Genomic DNA, 18024 nt, shown 5'->3' with positions numbered 1-18024 from the left:
CGTGAATTATGAATTATTACGTTTCTAGAAGTTGTCAACTATCGCCTCGACCTGGTCGGCACCGAGGTCAGCAGTGTACAGGTCGAACAGAACTCGGCGGCGGGCTTCTGATAGGCCACGGGTTCCGTTTTCGAGCATCGAGAGGTGTGCCTGCATGAGATCGTCGACTTCCCGTTCGACCCCCCGTTGCTCGTACCCGGCGGCGACCCGGAGTAGCCGCCACGCCATCGGCGAGATACCGTCCATGTCCGCATATTCGACAGTTTCGGAGTTATCTGTAGACACAGTCACCACCGAGTGCTCACAGACAACGTACCGGATATTGGTCCGGATTCGAGACACCTGTGCAATGTACTCAATCAGTCTCCAGTAAGTGCACCCGCACTTTAAATGGTGTTGCTTGGGGTACCACGGGAGTACGCGAGTGTCACTGGACATATCCGGAGCGACGACTCCACAGGAGTGCTATTGGGCTACCGTCACAAACTAAAAGTCACGCTCGGGTGGATTGCCGGTATGCCGTTGTTACAGTTCGATGTCTCGCTGTCGCTGTCGGACGCGGAGAAAGCGTCGTTTGCCGAACACGTGACGGACCTGTACACGGCCGAGATGGCGACGACCAGCGGTCACGTCGCGGTCACGATTCGGGAACGCGACCGGGCCGAGATGCATCTCGGGCGGGCCGTCGATGGGCCACTGCTGTTTCTCGACGCCGAAATCCGTCAGGGGCGGTCCGTCGACCGGAAACGCGCGTTCGCGCTTGCCACGATGGAACACGCGGCCGCGGCGTTCGACCTCCCCGAGGAGAACATGAAAGTCGTGTTCACCGAACACCCGGGGCAATCGATGATGGGCGTCGATAGAGTCGGTGGCGAGTGGAACCCCGAGACGTGAGAGACGGCTAGTCCCTGCCGGCACTGCGTCGGTGCGACCGGCTGCCGTGGCCAGCCAGAGCGTCGGACCCGTACGCCGGCCGTCCGGCGCTGTAGATGTTTACTACTATCACAATCCTATCATATTTATTGGCGCGTGGGCTGGCTCCTCTCGTACGGATGCAACAGCCATCGGTACCAGCCGCGGCGTACGTGGCTGCGCTGCCAGATCCGAAGACGTCCGACAACGTGGCGTATAACCCGTCAGAGAGCCAGCTGCGGGCGTACTCTCGGCACCTCGAGACGACCACGGCGTTCGGTTCGCCGTCGTACGTAAGCCGGGAGCGCTCGCGGAACGCCGACAAAACGAAAAACGCCGTCGACCACGAGTTCGACGGCGCGGATTACGAACTCGTCGACGACGCTCTCTCGGCCCTCGATGACAGAGCGCTCGTCTGTCTGGACCGGCAGATGGGTCGCCATCCCGACAACACCTACGTCTGCCGGTACTACGTCCCCAGGGAATACAGCCACGTCGCGCTGGGGCTGGCGAAGCTCTTCGAACCCGCCGATGGCGAACGTGAGCCGGATTTCTACACCGTCCAGCTCCCGGACCGGGACGAAGTCGCCGTTCGCGTCTTCCCGGACGCGGGATTCACCGCCGTCATCGGCAGCGACTACACCGGCGAAGCCAAGAAGTCGTTTCTCAGGCTGTTCATGTACTACGCGAAAGAACAGGGCGGGCTCGGCCTCCACGCGGGGAGCAAACGGGTCGAACTACAGACCGAGGACGGGCTCGAAACCGTCGGGCAGCTGTTTCTCGGCCTCTCGGGAACCGGCAAGTCCACGCTGACTGCCCACGGGCTGTGGCTCGACGAACCCGAGAACGCAGCGATGCTTCAGGACGACGTCTGCGCGCTGCTCCCCGACGGTACCGTGGCCGGCAGCGAAGGCCGGGGGCTGTTCGTGAAAACCCACGGCCTCGACAGCGAGACCGAACCCGCGATGTACGACGCCGTGAGCGCCGAGTCGGCAGTGCTCGAAAACGTCGACGTCGACGAAGACGGGGCCGTCGATTTCGACAGTGACCGCTACACGACGAACGGGCGGGCCATCATCCAGCGCGAGCAACTCCCCTCCGCCGGGGCGGCAATCGACCTGGCCGAGGTCGACCAGATATTCTTCATCACGCGCAACCCGGCGATGCCACCGGTCGCGCAGCTCTCCCCGGAAGAAGCCGCGGCGGCGTTCATGCTCGGTGAGTCGGTCCAGACGAGTGCTGGCGACCCGAGTGCCGCCGGCGAGTCGATTCGCGTCGTCGGGACGAACCCGTTCATCATCGGGTCGGACGGGCGGGAGGGCAACCGATTCCGCGAGCTGATAGCCGACCTCGACGTCGACTGTTTCGTGTTGAACACCGGCAGCGTCGGCCCGGTCGACGTCGGCGTCGAGGAGACGGTAACGCTGTTACGGGGTATCGCGCGCGAATCGCTCGAGTGGCAGCGCGACGAAACGACGGGGCTCACCGTCCCGAGCGACGTCCCCGGAATGGACGTCGACGAGTTCGACGTGGGGTCGGCGCTCCCGGACCCCCAGTCGACGCTTTCGGAGCTCCGTGCGGAACGCGATAGCTACCTGGCCCAGTTCGACGAGCTCGACCCGGCAATCAGGGACGCCCGGTACTGAGTCACCAGGAGAGCCCGCCGCTCACAGACGCGGATATCCTGTGGGCGACGGTCGAAAGAGCGGTGAGAGCGCAGAACCCACTCGCCTGGTTTCGGGACAAGCAGCGCGACAGCCGGGGAAGCGGACGCCGGCCCGAGGTCTCGTCGTTTCCCCGCTGTCGCCGGGTTCTGGTCGGCGGTCGTTCGCGTCGTTCGTCCGACAGCGGTCACTCCGTCACGATGTGGTCGCGGTACTTACTCACAGATATGCCGTGGATAGGGGAGACCCGATGCAGAGTAAGGTACCACAGTCGTGGGACAGGCCGGTCTTTCCGGTCGCCGTCGGTCGACAGCCGGAGACAGCGCTCCCGTACGCCACATATAACAATATTGATATGAATTGGTGTCTCCGTGTATGATAGACAACGCGACACGTAGCACAACAGTAACACGAGTACTCGCGCTCGCGCTGGCAGCGGCCGTGTTCGGAAGCATGGTCGTCGCCAGTGCCGGCGTCGCGGCGGCACAGGAAGACCAGTCTGACGCGGAGGTACGAGTCATCCACGCGGTCGCTGATGCACCGGCGGTCGACGTCTACGTCGACGGCGAACTGGTCTACGAAGACGTCGAGTTCAGGGAGGAAAGTGAGTACCAGACGGTCCCGGTGGGAACACAGAACGTCACAGTGACGCCGGCGAACGATTCTGAGACGATCGTGTTCGAAGACGAGATAGACATCGAACCCGGCCAGGCCACGGTTGCAGTCGGCGGCGAACGCACCGAGAACGGCGGGGACTTCATCGCGAGAGTGCTCGCTGACGATGCGGCCCCGGCCGACAACGAATCGGCGGTCCGACTCGCCCACCTCGCGCCCGAGGCGCCCGCAGTCGACGTGACCGTCGCCGAGACCGGCGACGTGCTCTTCGACGACGTCGAATTCAACGACGCGACCGAGTACGAGACGGTTCCGGCAGGCAACTACACGCTGGAGGTCCGGAACGCGACGGACAGTGACGACGGCGAAGTCGTCGAGACGGTCAACGTCACTGTCGAGAACGGGACGGCCTACACCGCGGTCGCCACGGGCTATCTCGACACCGAGGACGCACCCGTCGACGAACCGTTCACCGTCGAGGTATACGAGGACAGGACGGCGAACAGCACCGAGTAGACGCTGGAGCACGCAGAATTTTTCGTTCCTGAACGGCCGGCCGATGCTGAGACAGGCGCCGACCGCTCGCCGGCTAGTCGGCCTTCGGGTACGCCCGCTCGCCCTGCTGAATCGCCTGGACGACCTGCTCCCGTTCCTCGTCGCTCATCGATTGCCAAGAGGCGATTTCGGCGACGGTTCGCCCACAGCCGACACAGAGCCCGTCTTCGAGAGCACAGACGCTCGTGCAGGGACTGTCCACCATCTGCACCAGCTAGCAGGCGGGGATATCTATAGATTCGGATGGGGCCACAGCAGCGGGCGCGTCGCAGTCCACGCTGGAGACACCGTCGGCCGTCCGACACGCCCACGTCCGGTTCACTCCGTCTCGATTCGCTCACGCAGCCACGCCGCCGCGTCGGCGACGGCGGCCGGGTCGTCGCCGGTGACCGTCACCCGCCCCGGCGCGTCGTCTTTCCGGGGATAGCTCCCGACGGCGACGTCGAACTGCTCGCTGGCCGTGGTGACCGCCCCGACCAGCGCGCCCTCCGGCGCGGGCGTGTGAATCGTCTCCGTCGTCCGGTCGCCGTCGAAGTCGTCGGCGACGGTCGCGTACATCGCTTTCAGTTCCGCGGGGATGCCGGGCAGGACGTAGACGCTTTCGACCACACAGCCGGCGGCGAAGCTCTCGTCGGTCAGCAACGCCTGACCGCCCGCTGGTATCGACGCCCACGCGTCGAGGTCCAGGTCCATGTCGTACCGGTCGACCGTCTCGGGGTTGTCCGCGGCGAACTGTTCGGCCTTCGCTTCGAGATGGGCTCGAACGTCCTCGGGGACGACGAGGTCGCGGCCGAAGGCCTGTGCAACGCCAGCTTTCGTCACGTCGTCGGGCGTCCCGCCGATACCGCCGGTGACGACGACCGCGTCGAAGGCCTCGTGGTACCGGGCAACGGCGTCGGCGATGACCGGCTCGCTGTCGGGGACCGTCAACACGCGGGTGACGGTCGCTCCGGCCGCGGTAAGCTGTCGGCCCAGCCACGACGCGTTCGTGTTCTCCGTATCGCCGGAGAGCAGTTCGTCGCCGACGGTCAGCAGTGCGACCTCCATCTGGTTCCCATGAGTGTTTGGCGGGGGTAAGCGTTTGGCCCCGTGGCTGTCGAGTCGAGCGCGCGACCGAGGGGCTAACGGGCCTGCTCGCCCACCAGCCACTATGGACGTTCCGACCGTCGAAAACGGGATTCCGGCACTCGGACTGGGCACGTACAAGAACACGGGCGAGCAGGCCACCGAGAGCGTCAGGACGGCACTGGAGATGGGGTATCGCCACATAGACACCGCGACCATGTACGACAACGAGGCGGCCGTCGGCGCCGGTATCGAGGCGTCGTCGGTGCCCCGCGAGAAGGTCGTCGTCGCGACGAAACTCTGGTACGACGAGCTCGCCGGCGACGACGTCGTCCCGGCCGCGAAGGCGAGTCTCGACCGACTCGGGCTGGACTACGTCGACGTCCTCTACGTCCACTGGCCGGCGGGCAGCTACGAGGCCGGCGAGACGATGGCGGCGTTGAACGACCTCTACGACGGGGGGCTCGTCGACAACATCGCGGTGAGTAACTTCACGCCCGAGCAGGTAGCGACGGCACAGGACCACTCGGCGGCCCCTATCGTCGCGAACCAGGTCGAGTGCCACCCACTCCTCCAGCAAGCGGAGCTCCGGACGTACTGCGCGGACGAGGACGTCGCCGTCGTCGCCTACGCGCCAATCGCCCGCGGGAAGGTCTTCGACGTGCCAGAGCTGAGCGACGTCGCCGCGAAACACGACGTAAGCGAGGTCCAGGTCAGCCTGGCGTGGCTCCGCCAGCGCGACGTCGCGGCGATTCCGAAAGCGACCAGCGAGGCCCACGTCCGGGCGAACTGGGAGAGTCAGGACCTTGCGCTCGACGACGGCGACCTCGCGACGATAGACGACCTCGACTACGACGAGCGGCTCATCGACCCCGGCTTCGCGCCGTGGTGAGGTGCCGATAGCGTCGCTGTCTGTGACCTGAGCGGAGACCGACAGCGTCCGTCCGTGGAGGGGTGACCGAAACAGCCATATCTATTCCCACCGTAGGTGGGATTATGGCGAAAGTGGATTCCAAGGGTCGGGTCGTCCTCCCACAGGAGCTGCGAGAGCGACTGGGAATTACACCGGGCACGGAGGTCGAGGTCCGCGAAGAAGACGGGAAGGCGGTCGTCGAACCCGAAGACGGGCCCGACGAGATTATCGAACGCATGGAACGGCTCGTCGCAGAGACATCCGGGCGTGGGACCGAGACGCCGCCGGGCGAGGCGGCCGATGACCCCGTCGCGAAGAAGCACAGAGACGCTATTCGACGCGGTGCCGAGCAGGCCGACGATGAGTGAAGGGCCGTATCTGTTCGACGTCGGGGTAATCGCGCTGGCGCACACGGACGCCCCGGTTCGTGAGACGGCACTCTCGTACGTGAAACGGGCTATCAGTGGCGACATCGACGCCGTCGTCCCGTATCCGGCAGTGGTCGGTGCGCACAACGTCCTGACGACGTACTACGGACGGTCGAACGACGAGGCGTCCCGACTGCTGGGGAACTTCATGGACGCGAAGCGAATCCACTGGTACGACGGGATGGACGAGGACACTGTTCGAGGCGGGTTTGCGCAGGCGAGCGATGCGAACGTGGGTGGCTGGGACGGCTACTACGCCCGGGTGGCGATGACCGAAGGTGTCAATACGGTGCTGACGATAGACGACGATTTCGAGCGGTTCGACGCGTTCGAGACTGACGTTATCCTCTCGGCAGAGGAGTTTCGAGAACTGAACAGCTATCTCGGAGGGTAACGGGGCCGCCGGACGGGATCTGTCGGTGAGCTAGCTTCGAGGTGTATCAGAACCGGCGGACAACAGAGGTCCGGTGACTGCAGTAGTCACTCGGTCCGCTCGAGGTGCAACACCGTCGCTCGCGTGTCGCCGGCGACGTACTCCACTTCGTACGTCTGGTTCTCGTAGCGGACGTAGTCGTGCAATCGGAACGGGGTATCCTCGGAGACGTACCCCGCGGAGTCGTCGATATACGACGAGTTCGGGACGAAGGTCGACTCGCCGTCGGTGGCCTTTCTAACGGCCGACTGCTGCTCGTCGTTCAGCGCGGTATATGCCAGGACTCGCGACGAGTCGACAGAACTGGGGGTCTGCGTCACGGACTGGGTCGCCGTCCCACTCTCGGTCGGCGACGGAGTCGGTGGTTCTCCTGTTCCGGGACCGTCGGTACTGACGGCACCGCCACAGCCGGCGGGGAGGAACAGCGCTGCGAGGGCCACAGTACCCAGCTGCTTGCGCATACGGCACATCGTGATAGATATACTAAAATTTCTTGTGGCTGAGAACGACGGGGAGCACGCGGGCGAGGGCGGCGGACCTGCCGACCGACCGTCAGACCAGCACCCGCTCGACGTCGGCCGGGGTGGCGCGCCGGACGACCGCTTCCACCGGGTCGGCCGACCCGGCCAGATTGTCCGAGTCGCCGTCGATGACGGTCAGCGACGCCCGCTTGCCAGGCACGACGACGCCGCAGTCGAGGCCGGCGATGTCGGCGCCGGCCGTCGTCGCCATCCCCAGGACCTCCGGCGCGCTCACGTCGAAGTGGGTCGCGACGTAGGCCATCTCGCGGAACATGTTCGGCGGATTAAGCATTACGTTGTCCGTCCCGAGCGCGACCGTCGTGTGGTCGAGCAGGTCCCGTATCGGCGGGCGACCGACCTCGAGGACGGCGTTCGTCCGCGGGCAGGCCACGACGGGGACCGACTGCGCTGTGACCCGGTCGAGATGCTCCTGCCGGGCGTGGACCATGTGGACGAGCAGGTCCGGGTCCAGGTCGAGCGCGGGGTGGATGTCGGTGGCGTCGGGCTCGCCGGCGTGGATGGCAAAGGGAACCCCGCGTTCGGCGCACGCGGCCCGCTCGTCGGTGAAGTCGGCGTCGTTCGCACCCGAGGCCCCGTAGCCGTCGGCGACCTCGAGGACGGCCGTGTCGTCGCTCCCGAAGATGAACGGCTCGATATCGAGCGGGGCGGCGGCGTCACGGAGCGCCCGTGCGCCTTTGACCCCGAACTCCCGGAAGTCGAGACAGGTTATCGTCCCGGTCCGGTGCATATATCGGAGCGTCCGGCGCATGGCCGTCACGAGCTCGGCCCTGTCGGCCGCCTGCAGCCGGCGGTGTTTCAGGCTCTCCGGCGGCACCACGGCGTCTTCGAGCGACAGCCCGACGGCCGCGTCCTTGGCGACACTGTCGCCGATGTGGGTGTGTGCGTTGACGAACGTCGGGAGGACGATGTCAGTCGAATCCGTCTCAGCTTCCTCGATGGCCTCTATTCGGCCGTCTTCGACGACAACGCGGCCCCGAATCGGCTCGAACGACTCCCCGACGAGAACGGTCCCGGCTAGTTCCTCCATAGGCTGGGTCCGGCGTGGGAACGGATATTGGTTGCTACGTGTGCAATTCGACCATCTCGGTACTGGGGGCGCCTGGGCCCTCCCAGTTCGACATCGAAGTCGGTCCGGCGCGGCGACGGGCTACCGGCTACGCATCGCTCCCGCCGGCCTCGCCCGTGGACCCCCCACTCGCGGATTCGGACCCCCAGCCCATACCGACACTGAGCAGGGTCACGCCGTCGGTCGTCGAAATCGTGACCGAGGCGGGACTGTCGACGGACGTGGTCGCGTCCGCGGCCGGTCGGTCGTCGGCCAGTACGAGTGACTCGTTGCCTGCCGCGAAGTAGGCGTACCGGGTGTCGCCGGCTTCGAGCGGGGCGTCGAAAGTGACGGTGCCGGCGGTGTTGTTCGCGGTGAACTGAAGGGTGGTGTTCGCGGGGACCGTATCACCGCCACCGTGCTCAATACGGAGCACAGAGTCGTTCACGACGGTCGCGGAGAGGTCGGCCTGCAGGTCGGCAGTCCGTGGCACGTCGGCAAGCCAGTCGGGAGCGGGGACAGTATCGACGGCGGCCCGGTTGCGCTCGTACGTGTAGGTCACCGTCTGGCCGTCCCGCTGTCCGGTGACCGTGAGATTACGGACCGCGCCGTCCCGGGTCAGTACCAGCCGAGCGTCCTGTGGCGTCGCGCCCTCGAGGACGTCACTGTCCGGCGACGTGGTGAACTCGTCGGCGGTCAACACGACGGTCGCCGAATCGGTCGACTCGGTAGCAACGGTGAAATTGCCGGCAGCCAGAACGGCTTCGAGCGACGAGTTGACGCCATCGAGCGGCCGGACCGAGCGCTCCACGACGCGGTAGTTGGTCTCGCCGTCGCGGTCCGCGCGTACGTAGGTCCCCGTGCCGTTGGTGTAGTACGCGACGCCGGATTCGTTGCCGTCGGCCGAGACCGTCCGCGAGAACTCGGACGTGCCGTCCGCAGCCACTGTCAGGTGGCTCTGTGCTTCGCTGTCCGGGGCGGTCTGTCTGATACGTATCTCTGCGCCGTCCGCGACGATGCCGGCGCCGTTCGCCGTCGTGAGCGCGGTGGCGTTCGTCAGCGTCCCGTTCGAAACCCCCGGTACCTCGTCGGGTGGGTCGTCAGTCTGCTCCGCCGTCGGTGTGGCCGGGCTCTGGCCGCCGGAACAGCCCGCTATCGTCACCGAGACGAGGACGAGGAGTACCAGCAGTTTTCGTGTCATCACGCCGATTGTCAACCGGATATAAATTAACAGTTCGGAAGGATAAAACGGCGCTTTGTGCGTCACCGACTCGCATGCGGAGAATCGGCGGGCACCAGTGCTATCCGTTCGTCGCCGGAACGGCCCCTATGCCCAGTGAGAAAGCAAAGATGCTCGCCGGGGAACTCTACAACCCGCGAGCTCCCGAACTCGTCGCCGACCGCGAACGCGCCCGAGAGCTGGTCGGGCTGTACAACCAGACCGTCGCGACCGACCGGGAGAGCCGGGAACTCCTCCTCGAGGAACTGTTCGGGTCGGTCGGCGAGAATCCGACCGTCGAGCCACCGTTCCGGTGTGACTACGGGGAGCAGATTGCCGTCGGCGACCGCTTCTTCGCGAACTTCGGCTGTGTCTTCCTGGACGTCTGTCCGATAGAATTCGGCGACCGCTGCCTGCTGGGACCGTCGGTCCACGTGTACACGGCGACCCATCCGCTCGACGCGAGCGAGCGAGCGGAAGGTAAGGAGTACGGCAAGCCGGTCAGCGTCGGCGACGACGTCTGGCTCGGCGGCCAGGCAGTCCTCAATCCGGGCGTCGAGGTCGGCGACCGGTCGGTGGTGGCGTCGGGCGCGGTGGTCACCCGGGACGTTCCGAGCGACGTCGTGGTCCAGGGCAACCCCGCGGAAGTGGTCAAAGAACTCTACTGACGAGCGTCGCTGGCTTCCGGGGAGCGACGGCCGTACTGGGCAACTACTACGACGGTAAACTGACGTAACTATCACGAACGTTCATTATGATTTCGAGCGTACTCGAACGTGATCCACAGCCGAAAGTCGTCCGGGCGGTTGGCGGGGTCGGCACCGACGTGATTTTGCCGTGGATACGAACGGAGTGAAACTGCAATGACAGAGCACCAAACCGTAACACAGGGCATCGACCGCGAGAAGTTCCACGAGTTCGTCGAGCACGCGACAGCGAACCCCGACGACGTCCAGATGGAGCTGGGCGCCCGCGCCCCCTACGAGGGGCGGCTCTTTCACAGCCTGGCGAAGGTCGACGAATACACGCTCGGCGGCGAGGAGATCCGCCGGGAGACCCGCGAGTACACGCTCCCGCTGGGGGCCTGGAAGGAGATGGAGGAAGCATCCGGGTTCGTCGACCCGACCGACCGCATGGAGCCGATAGAAGTCGCGCTCGCAGCACTCAGTGGCTGCCTGAACGTGGCGGTCGGCGTCACCGCGATAGCGAACGATATCGAGCTGGACGACCTCGAGACGAGCGTCCGGCTCGATTTCGACCCCCGCGTCGTACTGATGATCCACGACGTCGAGCAATCCGCGGAGATGTTCGACGATATCCGCGTCGAGATAGCTATCGACGGCGAGGACCTCTCGGACGAAGACGCCGCTATTCTGGCCGAGGGCGCGAAGCGCTCGCCCGTCTGGAGCCTGCTGCGGTTCGCCCACGACATGGAGCCGGCCGTCACCGTGGAACGAACGCCGGAAGCCGCCCGCTGATACCGGTGGCTGTACCGAACTGAGATAGTTCGCCACCCCCGGGATGGCGAATTACGGCAGTTCGGTAGAGCCACCAGTATGAGCGTCGCGGTCGGACAATTAACAGTCCGGACCCCGTCGTCTCGACATGGACAGAAGCGACCAGCGCTACGAGATGGATGCGAGCGGGTGGCAGCGGGGCGTCTACGACGACATACAGCGGACGTTCCGGGCGCCCTTCGTCAACTGGATATGGCGGACGACGATGGCGAACGACCCCGAGTTCTGTCGGTATCTGTGGTCGCAGGTGAAGCCGCTCTTCGAGACGAAAGCGTTCGCACGATACACCGTTCGCTACCGCGAGACGGTGCTGTCGACCATCGAGCGCGACGTCGGGATACCGACGTATCGGCGGAGCGAGCTCGGTGTGACGCCCGCCGAGTACACCGAGCTACGGGAACAGCTGGCCACGTTCGATGTCGTCGCCCCGCGGCTCGCGGTCCTCTTTCGGGTGACAAAGCGCGCGCTCCACGACGACCCGGTCGGCAGCGACCTCCAACCCGAGCGCGCGGCGACGGCGCCGTTTCCGGACTGGCTCGATGCGGACCGGGGCCGGCAGCCGTCGATGGTCCCCGTCGACGAGTTCGACGAGGACATCGCCGAGACGGCCGAACGATTCCAGCAGTTCCACGGCTTCGACGACGGCTTGCCGAGCATCTATCGGTGTCTCGCCCAGTGGCCGGCGCTGTTTGAGACGCTCTGGGCTGACCTCGGGCCGGTACTGCAGAGCGAGACCTACGAGAGCGCGTGTGCCCGCGCCGACGACCTGACCGACGCGTTCGTCGATTCGGTCCCGTACGCACCGCGGCTCGCGCCCGACGCGCTCGCCTCGCAGGGGTTCGACGAGGAACTCGTCGGGGACGTCCAGGAGCTGTTTCGCGAGTTCGACGAGGAAATGCTCGACGACGTCATCCCCGGGCTGCACCTCTGGGCCGCGACCGTCGACGCGGTCGGCGAGCGCGAGTGGTAGGGCTGGACAGTGTCGACGGTGCGCCGTTCTCCGCATAGATTCTGCCCAAATATTTTACCAGTTATCGCTGAATAGCAGGTAGGCTCGACGACGAGTGAGCGGTCACCACAGGAGAGACAGAACTATGGACATGACACGTCGGCGACTGCTCGGTGCCGTCGGAATCGGGCCGCTCGCGCTCGCTGGCTGTTGCGCTCCCCCGGAGTACGAGGTCCGCCTCCGGCCAACGGTGGAGACAGAGATCACAGTCGCCGAAGACACGTGGACCATCGACGGCGCGGTCAGGGCCACGTTCTACCTCGGGAGCGAGCGGACCTTAGCGGGCGTCCGAGCGGTCGTCTTCGACGAGAACGGCGACCCGATAGCTCATCGCGACCTCGGCGACATCAGGAGCGAAGCGGCGACGGATACCGGTGAGCCGTGTGGCGGTCGCCGGCTGGACGTGCCGCTGGAACTCACCGCGTCGGCGTTTCCGTACAGAATCGAGCTCCAGACTCCCGCTGAAGCGGCATGCGAGGACGATATCCGGATTTCGGCCGTCGAATTCAGGGAGGAGCACACCCCGGGACAGACGGGGACCATCGGAGACTACTGGTCCTACGACGAGATTCACTGCGGGGAAACTCCCACTGGAACCGAGAGTACACCGCGGGCGACACGTAACCGGGAGACCACAGGGACCGCCACGGATAGCTGATACGGTTGGCCGTACGTCCCTGGAGCGATTCGGCACCGCGGATTCCGTCAGTTTGGAACAGCCGGTAGTATCAGCCGGCGTCGGCGCTACTGGCCCGCCGAAGGACCCAGACGGCGAGGGCGCCGACGAGGACGTTCAGCCCGACGAGTATCGCCACCGACGGGACGAGTGTGTCGTAGATACCGCCGAAGCGGGTCACGGAGAGTACCGTCGAGACGTCCTCACCCAGCACGAGCGCACGAGTCGCGTCGACGCCGTAGGTTATCGGGTTAAGTCGAGCGAGCCACGCGACGTCGTCGGCGACCGGGATATAGGCCGGTGAGAGGAAGAGCAAGGGGAACATGAACAGCATCGAGGCGGCGTTGATGGCCTCCTCGTCGCGGACGAGCACGCCGAGGATGTTGGCGACGGACATGAACAGCAGGCCGACGAGCAGACAGACGGCCGCGATTCCGACCACGCCCGAGACACCGGTCTCGACGGACGCCCCCAGCGCGACAGCCAGCGCGAGGACGACCACCACCTGGACGAGGATACGCAACAGGTCAGCTGCTGCCTTCCCCAGCAACACGGCGGTCCACCCCATCGGCGTGACGGTGACCTTCTCGAACATCCCGCTCTCCAGGTCCCCGACCAGCCCCACGCCGGACGTGAAAGCAGAACCCATCGTCGCCTGCATGAACACCGCTGGGACCAGGTAGGTCAGATACTCCACGCCGCCGTACCCCGCCGCTTCGAGTGCGAGTTCGCCTACGTCGCCGAACACCGCCGAGAACAACAGCAGTGAGAGGACGCCGACGGCGATTTCGAGGAAGAAGGCTGTCGGGTTCCGCATCGCCTTCCGGGACCAGCGCTTGAAATTGACCCAGACGTCTCTCGGGAGGCCGTTGCCCGCCGGCGTGGGACGGTCGGGTGTGGCGGCGCTCATGCCGACTCCCCCGCGGCGGCCGTCGGCTGTGGGCGCTCCACGTCGAGTCCCGTCGTCCCGTCGTCGGCGATAGCGAGGAACACGTCGTCGAGTGTGGCTTTCTCGATATCGAATCCGGTGACCGAGACGCCGGCGTCCCGGAGCGCCACCAGGAGGTCGGGGCCGTCCTCGGTCGGGGCAGGCGTGGCGACGTCCAGCCCGTCGGCGGTCGTCTCGAGGACGGTCTCGTCGGTCACCAGGCCGCTCTGGCGGGCGGCCCGTGCGGCGTTCTCGGCGGCCTCTTGACCGCCCGCGACGTCGATAGTGAGTCTGGACGGACCGAGGCGGCGTTTCAGCGCCGACGGCGAGTCGTCTGCGACGAGTTCGCCGTCGCGGATGACCGCGAGCCGGTCACATAAAGCGTCTGCCTCCTCCAGGTACTGCGTCGTGAGGAAAATCGTGGTGCCCGCGTCGTTGATGCGCTCGAAGTAGTCCCACAGGCGGTTGCGGGCCTTCGGGTCCAGCCCGGTGGTGGGTTCGTCGAGGAAGACGAGCGCCGGGTCGTGGACGAGCGCCATCGCGGCGTCGAGGCGCTTTTGCATCCCACCGGAGAAGTTGCCTGCGGGGGTGTCGGCCACGTCGGCGAGGTCCACGAGGTCCAGCAGTTCGTCGATGCGGTCACCGCCGGTCACGCCGTAGGCCTCACAGGCGAACCGGAGGTTCTCGCGGGCGGTGAGCTCCGTGTCGACGCTGATATGCTGGGCCATGTAGCCGACGGTTCCACGGACGGCGGAGCGCTCGTCGACCACGTCGTAGCCGTTGATGCGCGCCGTCCCACCGGTGGGGGCGAGCAGCGTCGAGAGCAGCTTGATAGTCGTCGTCTTGCCCGCGCCGTTGGGTCCGAGGAAGCCGAAGAACTCCCCGCGCGGAATCGTGAGCGAGACGTCCCGGACGGCCTCGGTACCGTCGGCGTAGGTCAGCGAGAGCCCCTCGCTGTCGACTGCCGGCGGCCCCTGGCTGTCCGCTGTCGCGTCCTGTCGTGCTGCGTTCGATGACATCACCGTATACGAGCGTGGACACGGCCGAGTAGCTGCTGTGGGGTATAGAAGTGGGGTTTATGTACTGGGCTCGCGGGCCACAGTACATGCGGACAATTCGGGCGACGGCCCGCATCGACCCCGAGGCGGCGCCGACCTTCTTCAATCTCCTGGCGAATTCCGACGCCATCGAGGAGGCACGAGTGCTGGAAGTGAACACGACGGTCGACGGCGTCGAGACGTTCCTGTTCGCCATCGACGGCGACACCGACGCCTTCGCGTCGGGGGCCGCCGAGACGCCCGGCGTCGAATCGGTCGAGGTGGCCGACTACGACGAGGGGCCGAGCTACGCCCTGCTGGTGATGCGCCCCCTCGAAACGTCACTGTTCGACGCGCTTCACCGGGCGGACCCGCTGTCGGGGTTCGTCTTCCGGACGCCGATGATATATCGCGACGGAGCCATGCACGGTCGCGTCGTCGGCGATCCCGAGGCATTACAGCGTGCCTTCGCAGATATGCCCGAGGTCTTCGACATCGAGGTCAAGGAAATCGGGCGGTTCCGCGGAACACTCTAGGAACCGGCGACCACACTTTCCGAGCGCCAGCGCGAGGCCGTCGAAGCCGCGCTGGAACTGGGCTACTACGACCAGCCCCGCGGGGCGACCCAGGCCGACGTGGCCGAGGTACTCGACTGCTCGCCCCAGACCGCCGGCACCCACCTCCGGAAGGCCGAATCGAAGGTGATGCGGGCCGTGCTGGCGGCGTTCTGAGGGCGTCCCGAGACGCTTTTACTCCGGCAGCGACTACGAACGCCCACGCGTGGCCATCACAGACAAGATATACGTCAAGAATCACCAGCAACTCGCCTCCCAGCTGGAGACGAGCTTCCCCAAGGGGGCGTTCAAGGGAGCGACGCTCGATATCCTCTTCCAGGGCGAGGGGCTGGCGAAACTCGACGACGCCTCCCGCGAGCGGGTGCTCGATTTCGCGGAGGACTTCATGGACTGTGACTGCCAGGCCGCCCCCCACTGTGGCTGCCCGGAACGGAAGTTCGTCAGCTACCTGCTGGAGCTGCGCGAGCAGGGCCTTGGCCCCGACGCCATCGTCGACGTGATGACCGACGACTACATGCTGTATGCCTACCCCGGCGACATCCTCTCCTTTCTGGACGACAGCGTCCGCACGCTCGAAGCCATCGAGACGCTCGCGGGCGTCGACGGCAACCGCGAGATAGAGCGCCTGGCCGGCGAGCGACGGAATCACCTCGTCAGGTAGTGTCAGCGGGCGAGCCGGACCCGGACGCCGAAGTCGGCGTCCCCGATGAGAAACCATCCGCCTGCAGCCACTCCTGCCAGGTGACAGTGCCGACCGCCCGGTCCGGACAGGTGGCCTCGCCGTCCCGGAAGGCCCGGAACGTCGCGGTGGGTATCGGAAGCCGAACGACGGGACGGCGCAGTCCCTTTGCCGTCCGGTAGCCCCGAGCCAGGGCGCCGACGGAGTGGACCTCGGGGCCGCCCATCGGCGCCATCCGCCCGCGCGGGTCGGGAACTGCCGCCTCGACGAGCACGTCGGCGACCTCACCGACGGCGACCGGCTGTATCCGCATCTCGGTCGGCAGTGGCCACACCGGCAGCTTCGACAGCGTGTCGAAGCTGTCGGCGACGAACTCGTGGAACTGCGTCGCCCGCAAGATCGTGTGTGGCACGTCGCTATCCTCGATGACGCGTTCGGCCGCGAGTTTGTGCTCGTAGTAGGAGTACGGAATCGACTCGATGCCGACGATGGAGGGGTAGACCACGTTCTCGACGGCGGCGTCGGCCGCCGCCTCGAGCAGCCGTCTCGTTCCCTCGACATCGACCGCCTTGGTGTCGCCCGTCGGCGCCGTCGCGGCGTGGACGACAGCGTCGACACCCTCCAGGGCGGCCGGGAGGCCGTCGCCGCTCGCGAGGTCCAGTTCGACCCAGTCGGCGGTCCCGTCCGCGGGCGGCGACCGGCTGGCCGCCCTGACCTCGTGTCCTGCGGCCTGCAGCCGTGAGACGAGTGCCGTTCCGAGCGTCCCCGTCGCACCTGTCACCAGTGTCTGCATATCTCGACGTACTGCCCGGTGCCAGGAGTCGGTCCTGCCGGACTTGCACGGTGGGTTTAAGTGAGCCGTCGCTGGAACGTTCGGCTATGAAACACGTCCGGCTGGAGCTCGACGCCGGCGGCCGCGAATCCGAGATTCACCCGATGTTCGACGTGCTCATGAACGCCCCCTACATCGAGCGGGCGACCGCGCTGCAGTGGAACTGGGCGGACGGAACGCTGGGGATACTCCACTACGTCGTCGGCGACATCGACGCCTACGACGCGGCGGCAAGCGACATCGAGGCAGTCATCGACTACGAACTGGAGCCCGCCGGCGACGACGCCTTTTACGCGTACATCTTCGACGAGATGACGCCGACCTCGCGGGCGACGTTCGAGCCCGTCAGCTACCGCGGGCTCGTCGTCGTGCCACCTATCGTCTACCACGCGGACGGGACGGTGTCGATGTCCGCCTTCGGACCGGCCGAGGTGATACAGCACGCCATCGAGTCGGTGCCGGACCCGGTCGAGGCCACCGTCCAGTCCGTCGGCGGCCTGACCGGGCTCCCGCAGGTCACCGAGAGCTACCTGAGCGAGCGCCAGCAGGCGGCCCTCGAAACCGCGCTGGAACTGGGCTACTACGCCATCCCGCGAGAATCCGACCAGGAAGACGTCGCCGCGGCGCTTTCCTGTGCGCCGAGTACAGCGGCCGAACACCTGCGGAAAGGGGAACGGAAGGTCATCCAGTCAGTCATCGCGCGACAGTAGCGAGTCGGGCCGGGATAGCAGAACCCGAGTTTAGCTGGTCGGTCAAACCGCTACTGTCCCGGGATAATCGCAGTCAACGCCAGAAACAGCCACATCGGTCCCAGCAAGAGTGACAGTAGCGCGGCGGTCACGTCACGAACGTAGACAGCCTCGCCGCGGAAAGCCCCGGCAGCGTCTCGGAGAAGCAACCCACAGCCAGCGAGGGTTGCCGGGATAGCGGTCAGAAATAGCCCGAACATGGCATCCGTCGAGACGAGCAGCCCGACCATCGCCGCCGCGCCCGGAACGCCCACGATGGCTGCGTTGATGGCGTCTCGCTGGCGCCGGTCAGCAGGGCTGACGACCAGGTAGTACTGGCGGAACAGTAGGAACCCCACGACGAAAAAGAGATAGAAATACGGAGAGAAAACCCAGTATTCGCCCCGCGCGACCAGCAGCGCGAGCGCCGCGTAGCTGCTCAGCACGCATCCGGCGACGATATCAGCCCGCCCGGCGGAGTCGAGACGGTCGGTCGGGCGGAGACCGAACCCGGAGCTCAGCATCACGAGACCGGGTATCAGCGTCCCTATCGCAGCGAAAAACGAACCTTCAGCTATATTTTCTGTAGATAGACACTCGAATAAAACACTGCGGTCCCTCCCCAGAGCGAGCTGTCGGAATCGCGAGAAAG

Annotated in this window: 23 protein-coding genes and 1 pseudogene; 14 read left to right on the top strand and 10 right to left on the bottom strand. The window is 65.9% G+C overall.

Going from position 1 to position 18024, the window contains the following annotated elements; translation table 11 throughout:
- Window positions 1-24 precede the first annotated feature (24 nt).
- Complete coding sequence (locus tag P1K32_RS08185; protein ID WP_276249254.1) at window positions 25-246, bottom strand: hypothetical protein; 222 nt, start codon at window positions 244-246, stop codon at window positions 25-27.
- A 270-nt stretch (window positions 247-516) separates the two neighbouring features.
- On the opposite strand from P1K32_RS08185, the gene P1K32_RS08180 reads away from it, so the two are divergent.
- From P1K32_RS08180 to P1K32_RS08170, 3 genes are all read left to right on the top strand, one after another.
- Window positions 517-894: a tautomerase family protein gene (locus tag P1K32_RS08180; protein ID WP_276249253.1), complete on the top strand. Its 378-nt coding sequence runs from the start codon at window positions 517-519 to the stop codon at window positions 892-894.
- 158 nt (window positions 895-1052) lie between these two features.
- Window positions 1053-2558 (top strand): phosphoenolpyruvate carboxykinase (ATP), encoded by a 1506-nt coding sequence (locus P1K32_RS08175; RefSeq protein ID WP_276249252.1) that lies wholly within the window; start codon window positions 1053-1055, stop codon window positions 2556-2558.
- A gap of 393 nt (window positions 2559-2951) precedes the next feature.
- The gene (locus P1K32_RS08170) at window positions 2952-3707 is read left to right on the top strand and encodes a DUF4397 domain-containing protein (RefSeq protein ID WP_276249251.1); all 756 of its coding nucleotides are present in this window, start codon (window positions 2952-2954) and stop codon (window positions 3705-3707) included.
- Window positions 3708-3780: 73 nt separating this feature from the next.
- On the opposite strand, the gene P1K32_RS08165 is transcribed toward P1K32_RS08170, so the two are convergent.
- Together P1K32_RS08165 and P1K32_RS08160 are read right to left on the bottom strand one after the other, a co-directional pair.
- Window positions 3781-3948 (bottom strand): DUF1289 domain-containing protein, encoded by a 168-nt coding sequence (locus tag P1K32_RS08165; RefSeq protein WP_276249250.1) that lies wholly within the window; start codon window positions 3946-3948, stop codon window positions 3781-3783.
- A gap of 116 nt (window positions 3949-4064) precedes the next feature.
- A complete protein-coding gene (locus P1K32_RS08160; RefSeq protein ID WP_276249249.1) occupies window positions 4065-4793 on the bottom strand; it encodes a competence/damage-inducible protein A in 729 nt (242 codons plus the stop codon).
- Between the two features lie 103 nt (window positions 4794-4896).
- Here P1K32_RS08160 and P1K32_RS08155 point away from each other — a divergent pair, with 103 nt between their 5' ends.
- The 3 genes from P1K32_RS08155 to P1K32_RS08145 all read left to right on the top strand — a co-directional run bounded on the left by P1K32_RS08155 (window position 4897) and on the right by P1K32_RS08145 (window position 6546).
- Window positions 4897-5703, top strand: a complete 807-nt coding sequence (locus tag P1K32_RS08155; protein WP_276249248.1) for an aldo/keto reductase — start codon at window positions 4897-4899, stop codon at window positions 5701-5703.
- A gap of 104 nt (window positions 5704-5807) precedes the next feature.
- Complete coding sequence (locus P1K32_RS08150; protein ID WP_276249247.1) at window positions 5808-6092, top strand: AbrB/MazE/SpoVT family DNA-binding domain-containing protein; 285 nt, start codon at window positions 5808-5810, stop codon at window positions 6090-6092.
- Window positions 6085-6546: a type II toxin-antitoxin system VapC family toxin gene (locus P1K32_RS08145; RefSeq protein WP_276249246.1), complete on the top strand. Its 462-nt coding sequence runs from the start codon at window positions 6085-6087 to the stop codon at window positions 6544-6546. Before P1K32_RS08150 ends, P1K32_RS08145 begins: the two co-directional genes overlap by 8 nt.
- 86 nt (window positions 6547-6632) lie before the next feature.
- Here the strand turns inward: P1K32_RS08145 and P1K32_RS08140 are convergent, their stop codons facing one another.
- The 3 genes from P1K32_RS08140 to P1K32_RS08130 form a co-directional block, all read right to left on the bottom strand.
- Window positions 6633-7046 (bottom strand): DUF7979 domain-containing protein, encoded by a 414-nt coding sequence (locus P1K32_RS08140; RefSeq protein WP_276249245.1) that lies wholly within the window; start codon window positions 7044-7046, stop codon window positions 6633-6635.
- A 91-nt stretch (window positions 7047-7137) separates the two neighbouring features.
- Window positions 7138-8154, bottom strand: a complete 1017-nt coding sequence (locus tag P1K32_RS08135; RefSeq protein ID WP_276249244.1) for an amidohydrolase family protein — start codon at window positions 8152-8154, stop codon at window positions 7138-7140.
- A gap of 127 nt (window positions 8155-8281) precedes the next feature.
- The gene (locus P1K32_RS08130; RefSeq protein ID WP_276249243.1) at window positions 8282-9373 is read right to left on the bottom strand and encodes a DUF7537 family lipoprotein; all 1092 of its coding nucleotides are present in this window, start codon (window positions 9371-9373) and stop codon (window positions 8282-8284) included.
- Between the two features lie 128 nt (window positions 9374-9501).
- Between P1K32_RS08130 and P1K32_RS08125 the strand changes: the two genes are divergently transcribed.
- From P1K32_RS08125 to P1K32_RS08110, 4 genes are all read left to right on the top strand, one after another.
- Complete coding sequence (locus P1K32_RS08125; protein ID WP_276249242.1) at window positions 9502-10059, top strand: sugar O-acetyltransferase; 558 nt, start codon at window positions 9502-9504, stop codon at window positions 10057-10059.
- A gap of 195 nt (window positions 10060-10254) precedes the next feature.
- Window positions 10255-10869 carry an OsmC family protein gene (locus P1K32_RS08120; RefSeq protein WP_276249241.1) on the top strand — a complete coding sequence of 205 codons (615 nt, stop codon included), beginning with the start codon at window positions 10255-10257 and terminating at the stop codon, window positions 10867-10869.
- Window positions 10870-10996: 127 nt separating this feature from the next.
- On the top strand, window positions 10997-11878 hold the full coding sequence (locus P1K32_RS08115; protein ID WP_276249240.1) for a halocarboxylic acid dehydrogenase DehI family protein: 882 nt from the start codon (window positions 10997-10999) through the stop codon (window positions 11876-11878).
- Window positions 11879-12002: 124 nt separating this feature from the next.
- Window positions 12003-12575, top strand: coding sequence for a hypothetical protein (locus P1K32_RS08110; RefSeq protein ID WP_276249239.1), 573 nt, complete (start codon window positions 12003-12005; stop codon window positions 12573-12575).
- A gap of 70 nt (window positions 12576-12645) precedes the next feature.
- Here the strand turns inward: P1K32_RS08110 and P1K32_RS08105 are convergent, their stop codons facing one another.
- Window positions 12646-13503, bottom strand: a complete 858-nt coding sequence (locus P1K32_RS08105; RefSeq protein WP_276249238.1) for an ABC transporter permease — start codon at window positions 13501-13503, stop codon at window positions 12646-12648.
- Entirely contained in the window at window positions 13500-14540 is a 1041-nt protein-coding gene (locus P1K32_RS08100; RefSeq protein WP_276249237.1) for an ABC transporter ATP-binding protein, read from the bottom strand. Before P1K32_RS08100 ends, P1K32_RS08105 begins: the two co-directional genes overlap by 4 nt.
- A gap of 86 nt (window positions 14541-14626) precedes the next feature.
- On the opposite strand from P1K32_RS08100, the gene P1K32_RS08095 reads away from it, so the two are divergent.
- The 3 genes and pseudogenes from P1K32_RS08095 to P1K32_RS08085 all read left to right on the top strand — a co-directional run bounded on the left by P1K32_RS08095 (window position 14627) and on the right by P1K32_RS08085 (window position 15794).
- The gene (locus P1K32_RS08095; RefSeq protein WP_276249236.1) at window positions 14627-15094 is read left to right on the top strand and encodes a hypothetical protein; all 468 of its coding nucleotides are present in this window, start codon (window positions 14627-14629) and stop codon (window positions 15092-15094) included.
- Window positions 15095-15121: 27 nt separating this feature from the next.
- Window positions 15122-15289, top strand: a pseudogene (locus P1K32_RS08090) (helix-turn-helix domain-containing protein); the annotation flags it as partial.
- A 49-nt stretch (window positions 15290-15338) separates the two neighbouring features.
- Window positions 15339-15794: a DUF5814 domain-containing protein gene (locus P1K32_RS08085; RefSeq protein WP_276249235.1), complete on the top strand. Its 456-nt coding sequence runs from the start codon at window positions 15339-15341 to the stop codon at window positions 15792-15794.
- Here P1K32_RS08085 and P1K32_RS08080 read toward each other — a convergent pair.
- A complete protein-coding gene (locus tag P1K32_RS08080) occupies window positions 15787-16605 on the bottom strand; it encodes an SDR family oxidoreductase (RefSeq protein ID WP_276249234.1) in 819 nt (272 codons plus the stop codon). The two genes, P1K32_RS08085 and P1K32_RS08080, sit on opposite strands and share 8 nt — an antisense overlap.
- Before the next feature lie 86 nt (window positions 16606-16691).
- Here P1K32_RS08080 and P1K32_RS08075 point away from each other — a divergent pair, with 86 nt between their 5' ends.
- Complete coding sequence (locus P1K32_RS08075; RefSeq protein WP_276249233.1) at window positions 16692-17354, top strand: helix-turn-helix domain-containing protein; 663 nt, start codon at window positions 16692-16694, stop codon at window positions 17352-17354.
- Window positions 17355-17404: 50 nt separating this feature from the next.
- On the opposite strand, the gene P1K32_RS08070 is transcribed toward P1K32_RS08075, so the two are convergent.
- The gene (locus P1K32_RS08070) at window positions 17405-17896 is read right to left on the bottom strand and encodes a hypothetical protein (protein WP_276249232.1); all 492 of its coding nucleotides are present in this window, start codon (window positions 17894-17896) and stop codon (window positions 17405-17407) included.
- Window positions 17897-18024: the final 128 nt, after the last annotated feature.

Source organism: Haloarcula rara (assembly GCF_029338235.1).
Classification (GTDB): domain Archaea; phylum Halobacteriota; class Halobacteria; order Halobacteriales; family Haloarculaceae; genus Haloarcula; species Haloarcula rara.
The sequence above is the reverse complement of the archived record's forward strand: the minus strand, read 5'-3'. Positions and strand labels throughout refer to the sequence as shown.

Coding starts and splice junctions, on each gene's coding strand:
- P1K32_RS08110 (WP_276249239.1), top strand. CDS start 12,003: ATGGACATGACACGTCGGCGACTGCTCGGTGCCGTCGGAATCGGGCCG.
- P1K32_RS08160 (WP_276249249.1), bottom strand. CDS start 4,793: ATGGAGGTCGCACTGCTGACCGTCGGCGACGAACTGCTCTCCGGCGAT.
- P1K32_RS08150 (WP_276249247.1), top strand. CDS start 5,808: ATGGCGAAAGTGGATTCCAAGGGTCGGGTCGTCCTCCCACAGGAGCTG.
- P1K32_RS08175 (WP_276249252.1), top strand. CDS start 1,053: ATGCAACAGCCATCGGTACCAGCCGCGGCGTACGTGGCTGCGCTGCCA.
- P1K32_RS08080 (WP_276249234.1), bottom strand. CDS start 16,605: ATGCAGACACTGGTGACAGGTGCGACGGGGACGCTCGGAACGGCACTC.
- P1K32_RS08095 (WP_276249236.1), top strand. CDS start 14,627: ATGCGGACAATTCGGGCGACGGCCCGCATCGACCCCGAGGCGGCGCCG.
- P1K32_RS08130 (WP_276249243.1), bottom strand. CDS start 9,373: ATGACACGAAAACTGCTGGTACTCCTCGTCCTCGTCTCGGTGACGATA.
- P1K32_RS08140 (WP_276249245.1), bottom strand. CDS start 7,046: ATGCGCAAGCAGCTGGGTACTGTGGCCCTCGCAGCGCTGTTCCTCCCC.
- P1K32_RS08075 (WP_276249233.1), top strand. CDS start 16,692: ATGAAACACGTCCGGCTGGAGCTCGACGCCGGCGGCCGCGAATCCGAG.
- P1K32_RS08155 (WP_276249248.1), top strand. CDS start 4,897: ATGGACGTTCCGACCGTCGAAAACGGGATTCCGGCACTCGGACTGGGC.
- P1K32_RS08185 (WP_276249254.1), bottom strand. CDS start 246: ATGGACGGTATCTCGCCGATGGCGTGGCGGCTACTCCGGGTCGCCGCC.
- P1K32_RS08115 (WP_276249240.1), top strand. CDS start 10,997: ATGGACAGAAGCGACCAGCGCTACGAGATGGATGCGAGCGGGTGGCAG.
- P1K32_RS08125 (WP_276249242.1), top strand. CDS start 9,502: ATGCCCAGTGAGAAAGCAAAGATGCTCGCCGGGGAACTCTACAACCCG.
- P1K32_RS08170 (WP_276249251.1), top strand. CDS start 2,952: ATGATAGACAACGCGACACGTAGCACAACAGTAACACGAGTACTCGCG.
- P1K32_RS08100 (WP_276249237.1), bottom strand. CDS start 14,540: ATGTCATCGAACGCAGCACGACAGGACGCGACAGCGGACAGCCAGGGG.
- P1K32_RS08070 (WP_276249232.1), bottom strand. CDS start 17,896: ATGCTGAGCTCCGGGTTCGGTCTCCGCCCGACCGACCGTCTCGACTCC.
- P1K32_RS08120 (WP_276249241.1), top strand. CDS start 10,255: ATGACAGAGCACCAAACCGTAACACAGGGCATCGACCGCGAGAAGTTC.
- P1K32_RS08145 (WP_276249246.1), top strand. CDS start 6,085: ATGAGTGAAGGGCCGTATCTGTTCGACGTCGGGGTAATCGCGCTGGCG.
- P1K32_RS08180 (WP_276249253.1), top strand. CDS start 517: ATGCCGTTGTTACAGTTCGATGTCTCGCTGTCGCTGTCGGACGCGGAG.
- P1K32_RS08105 (WP_276249238.1), bottom strand. CDS start 13,503: ATGAGCGCCGCCACACCCGACCGTCCCACGCCGGCGGGCAACGGCCTC.
- P1K32_RS08135 (WP_276249244.1), bottom strand. CDS start 8,154: ATGGAGGAACTAGCCGGGACCGTTCTCGTCGGGGAGTCGTTCGAGCCG.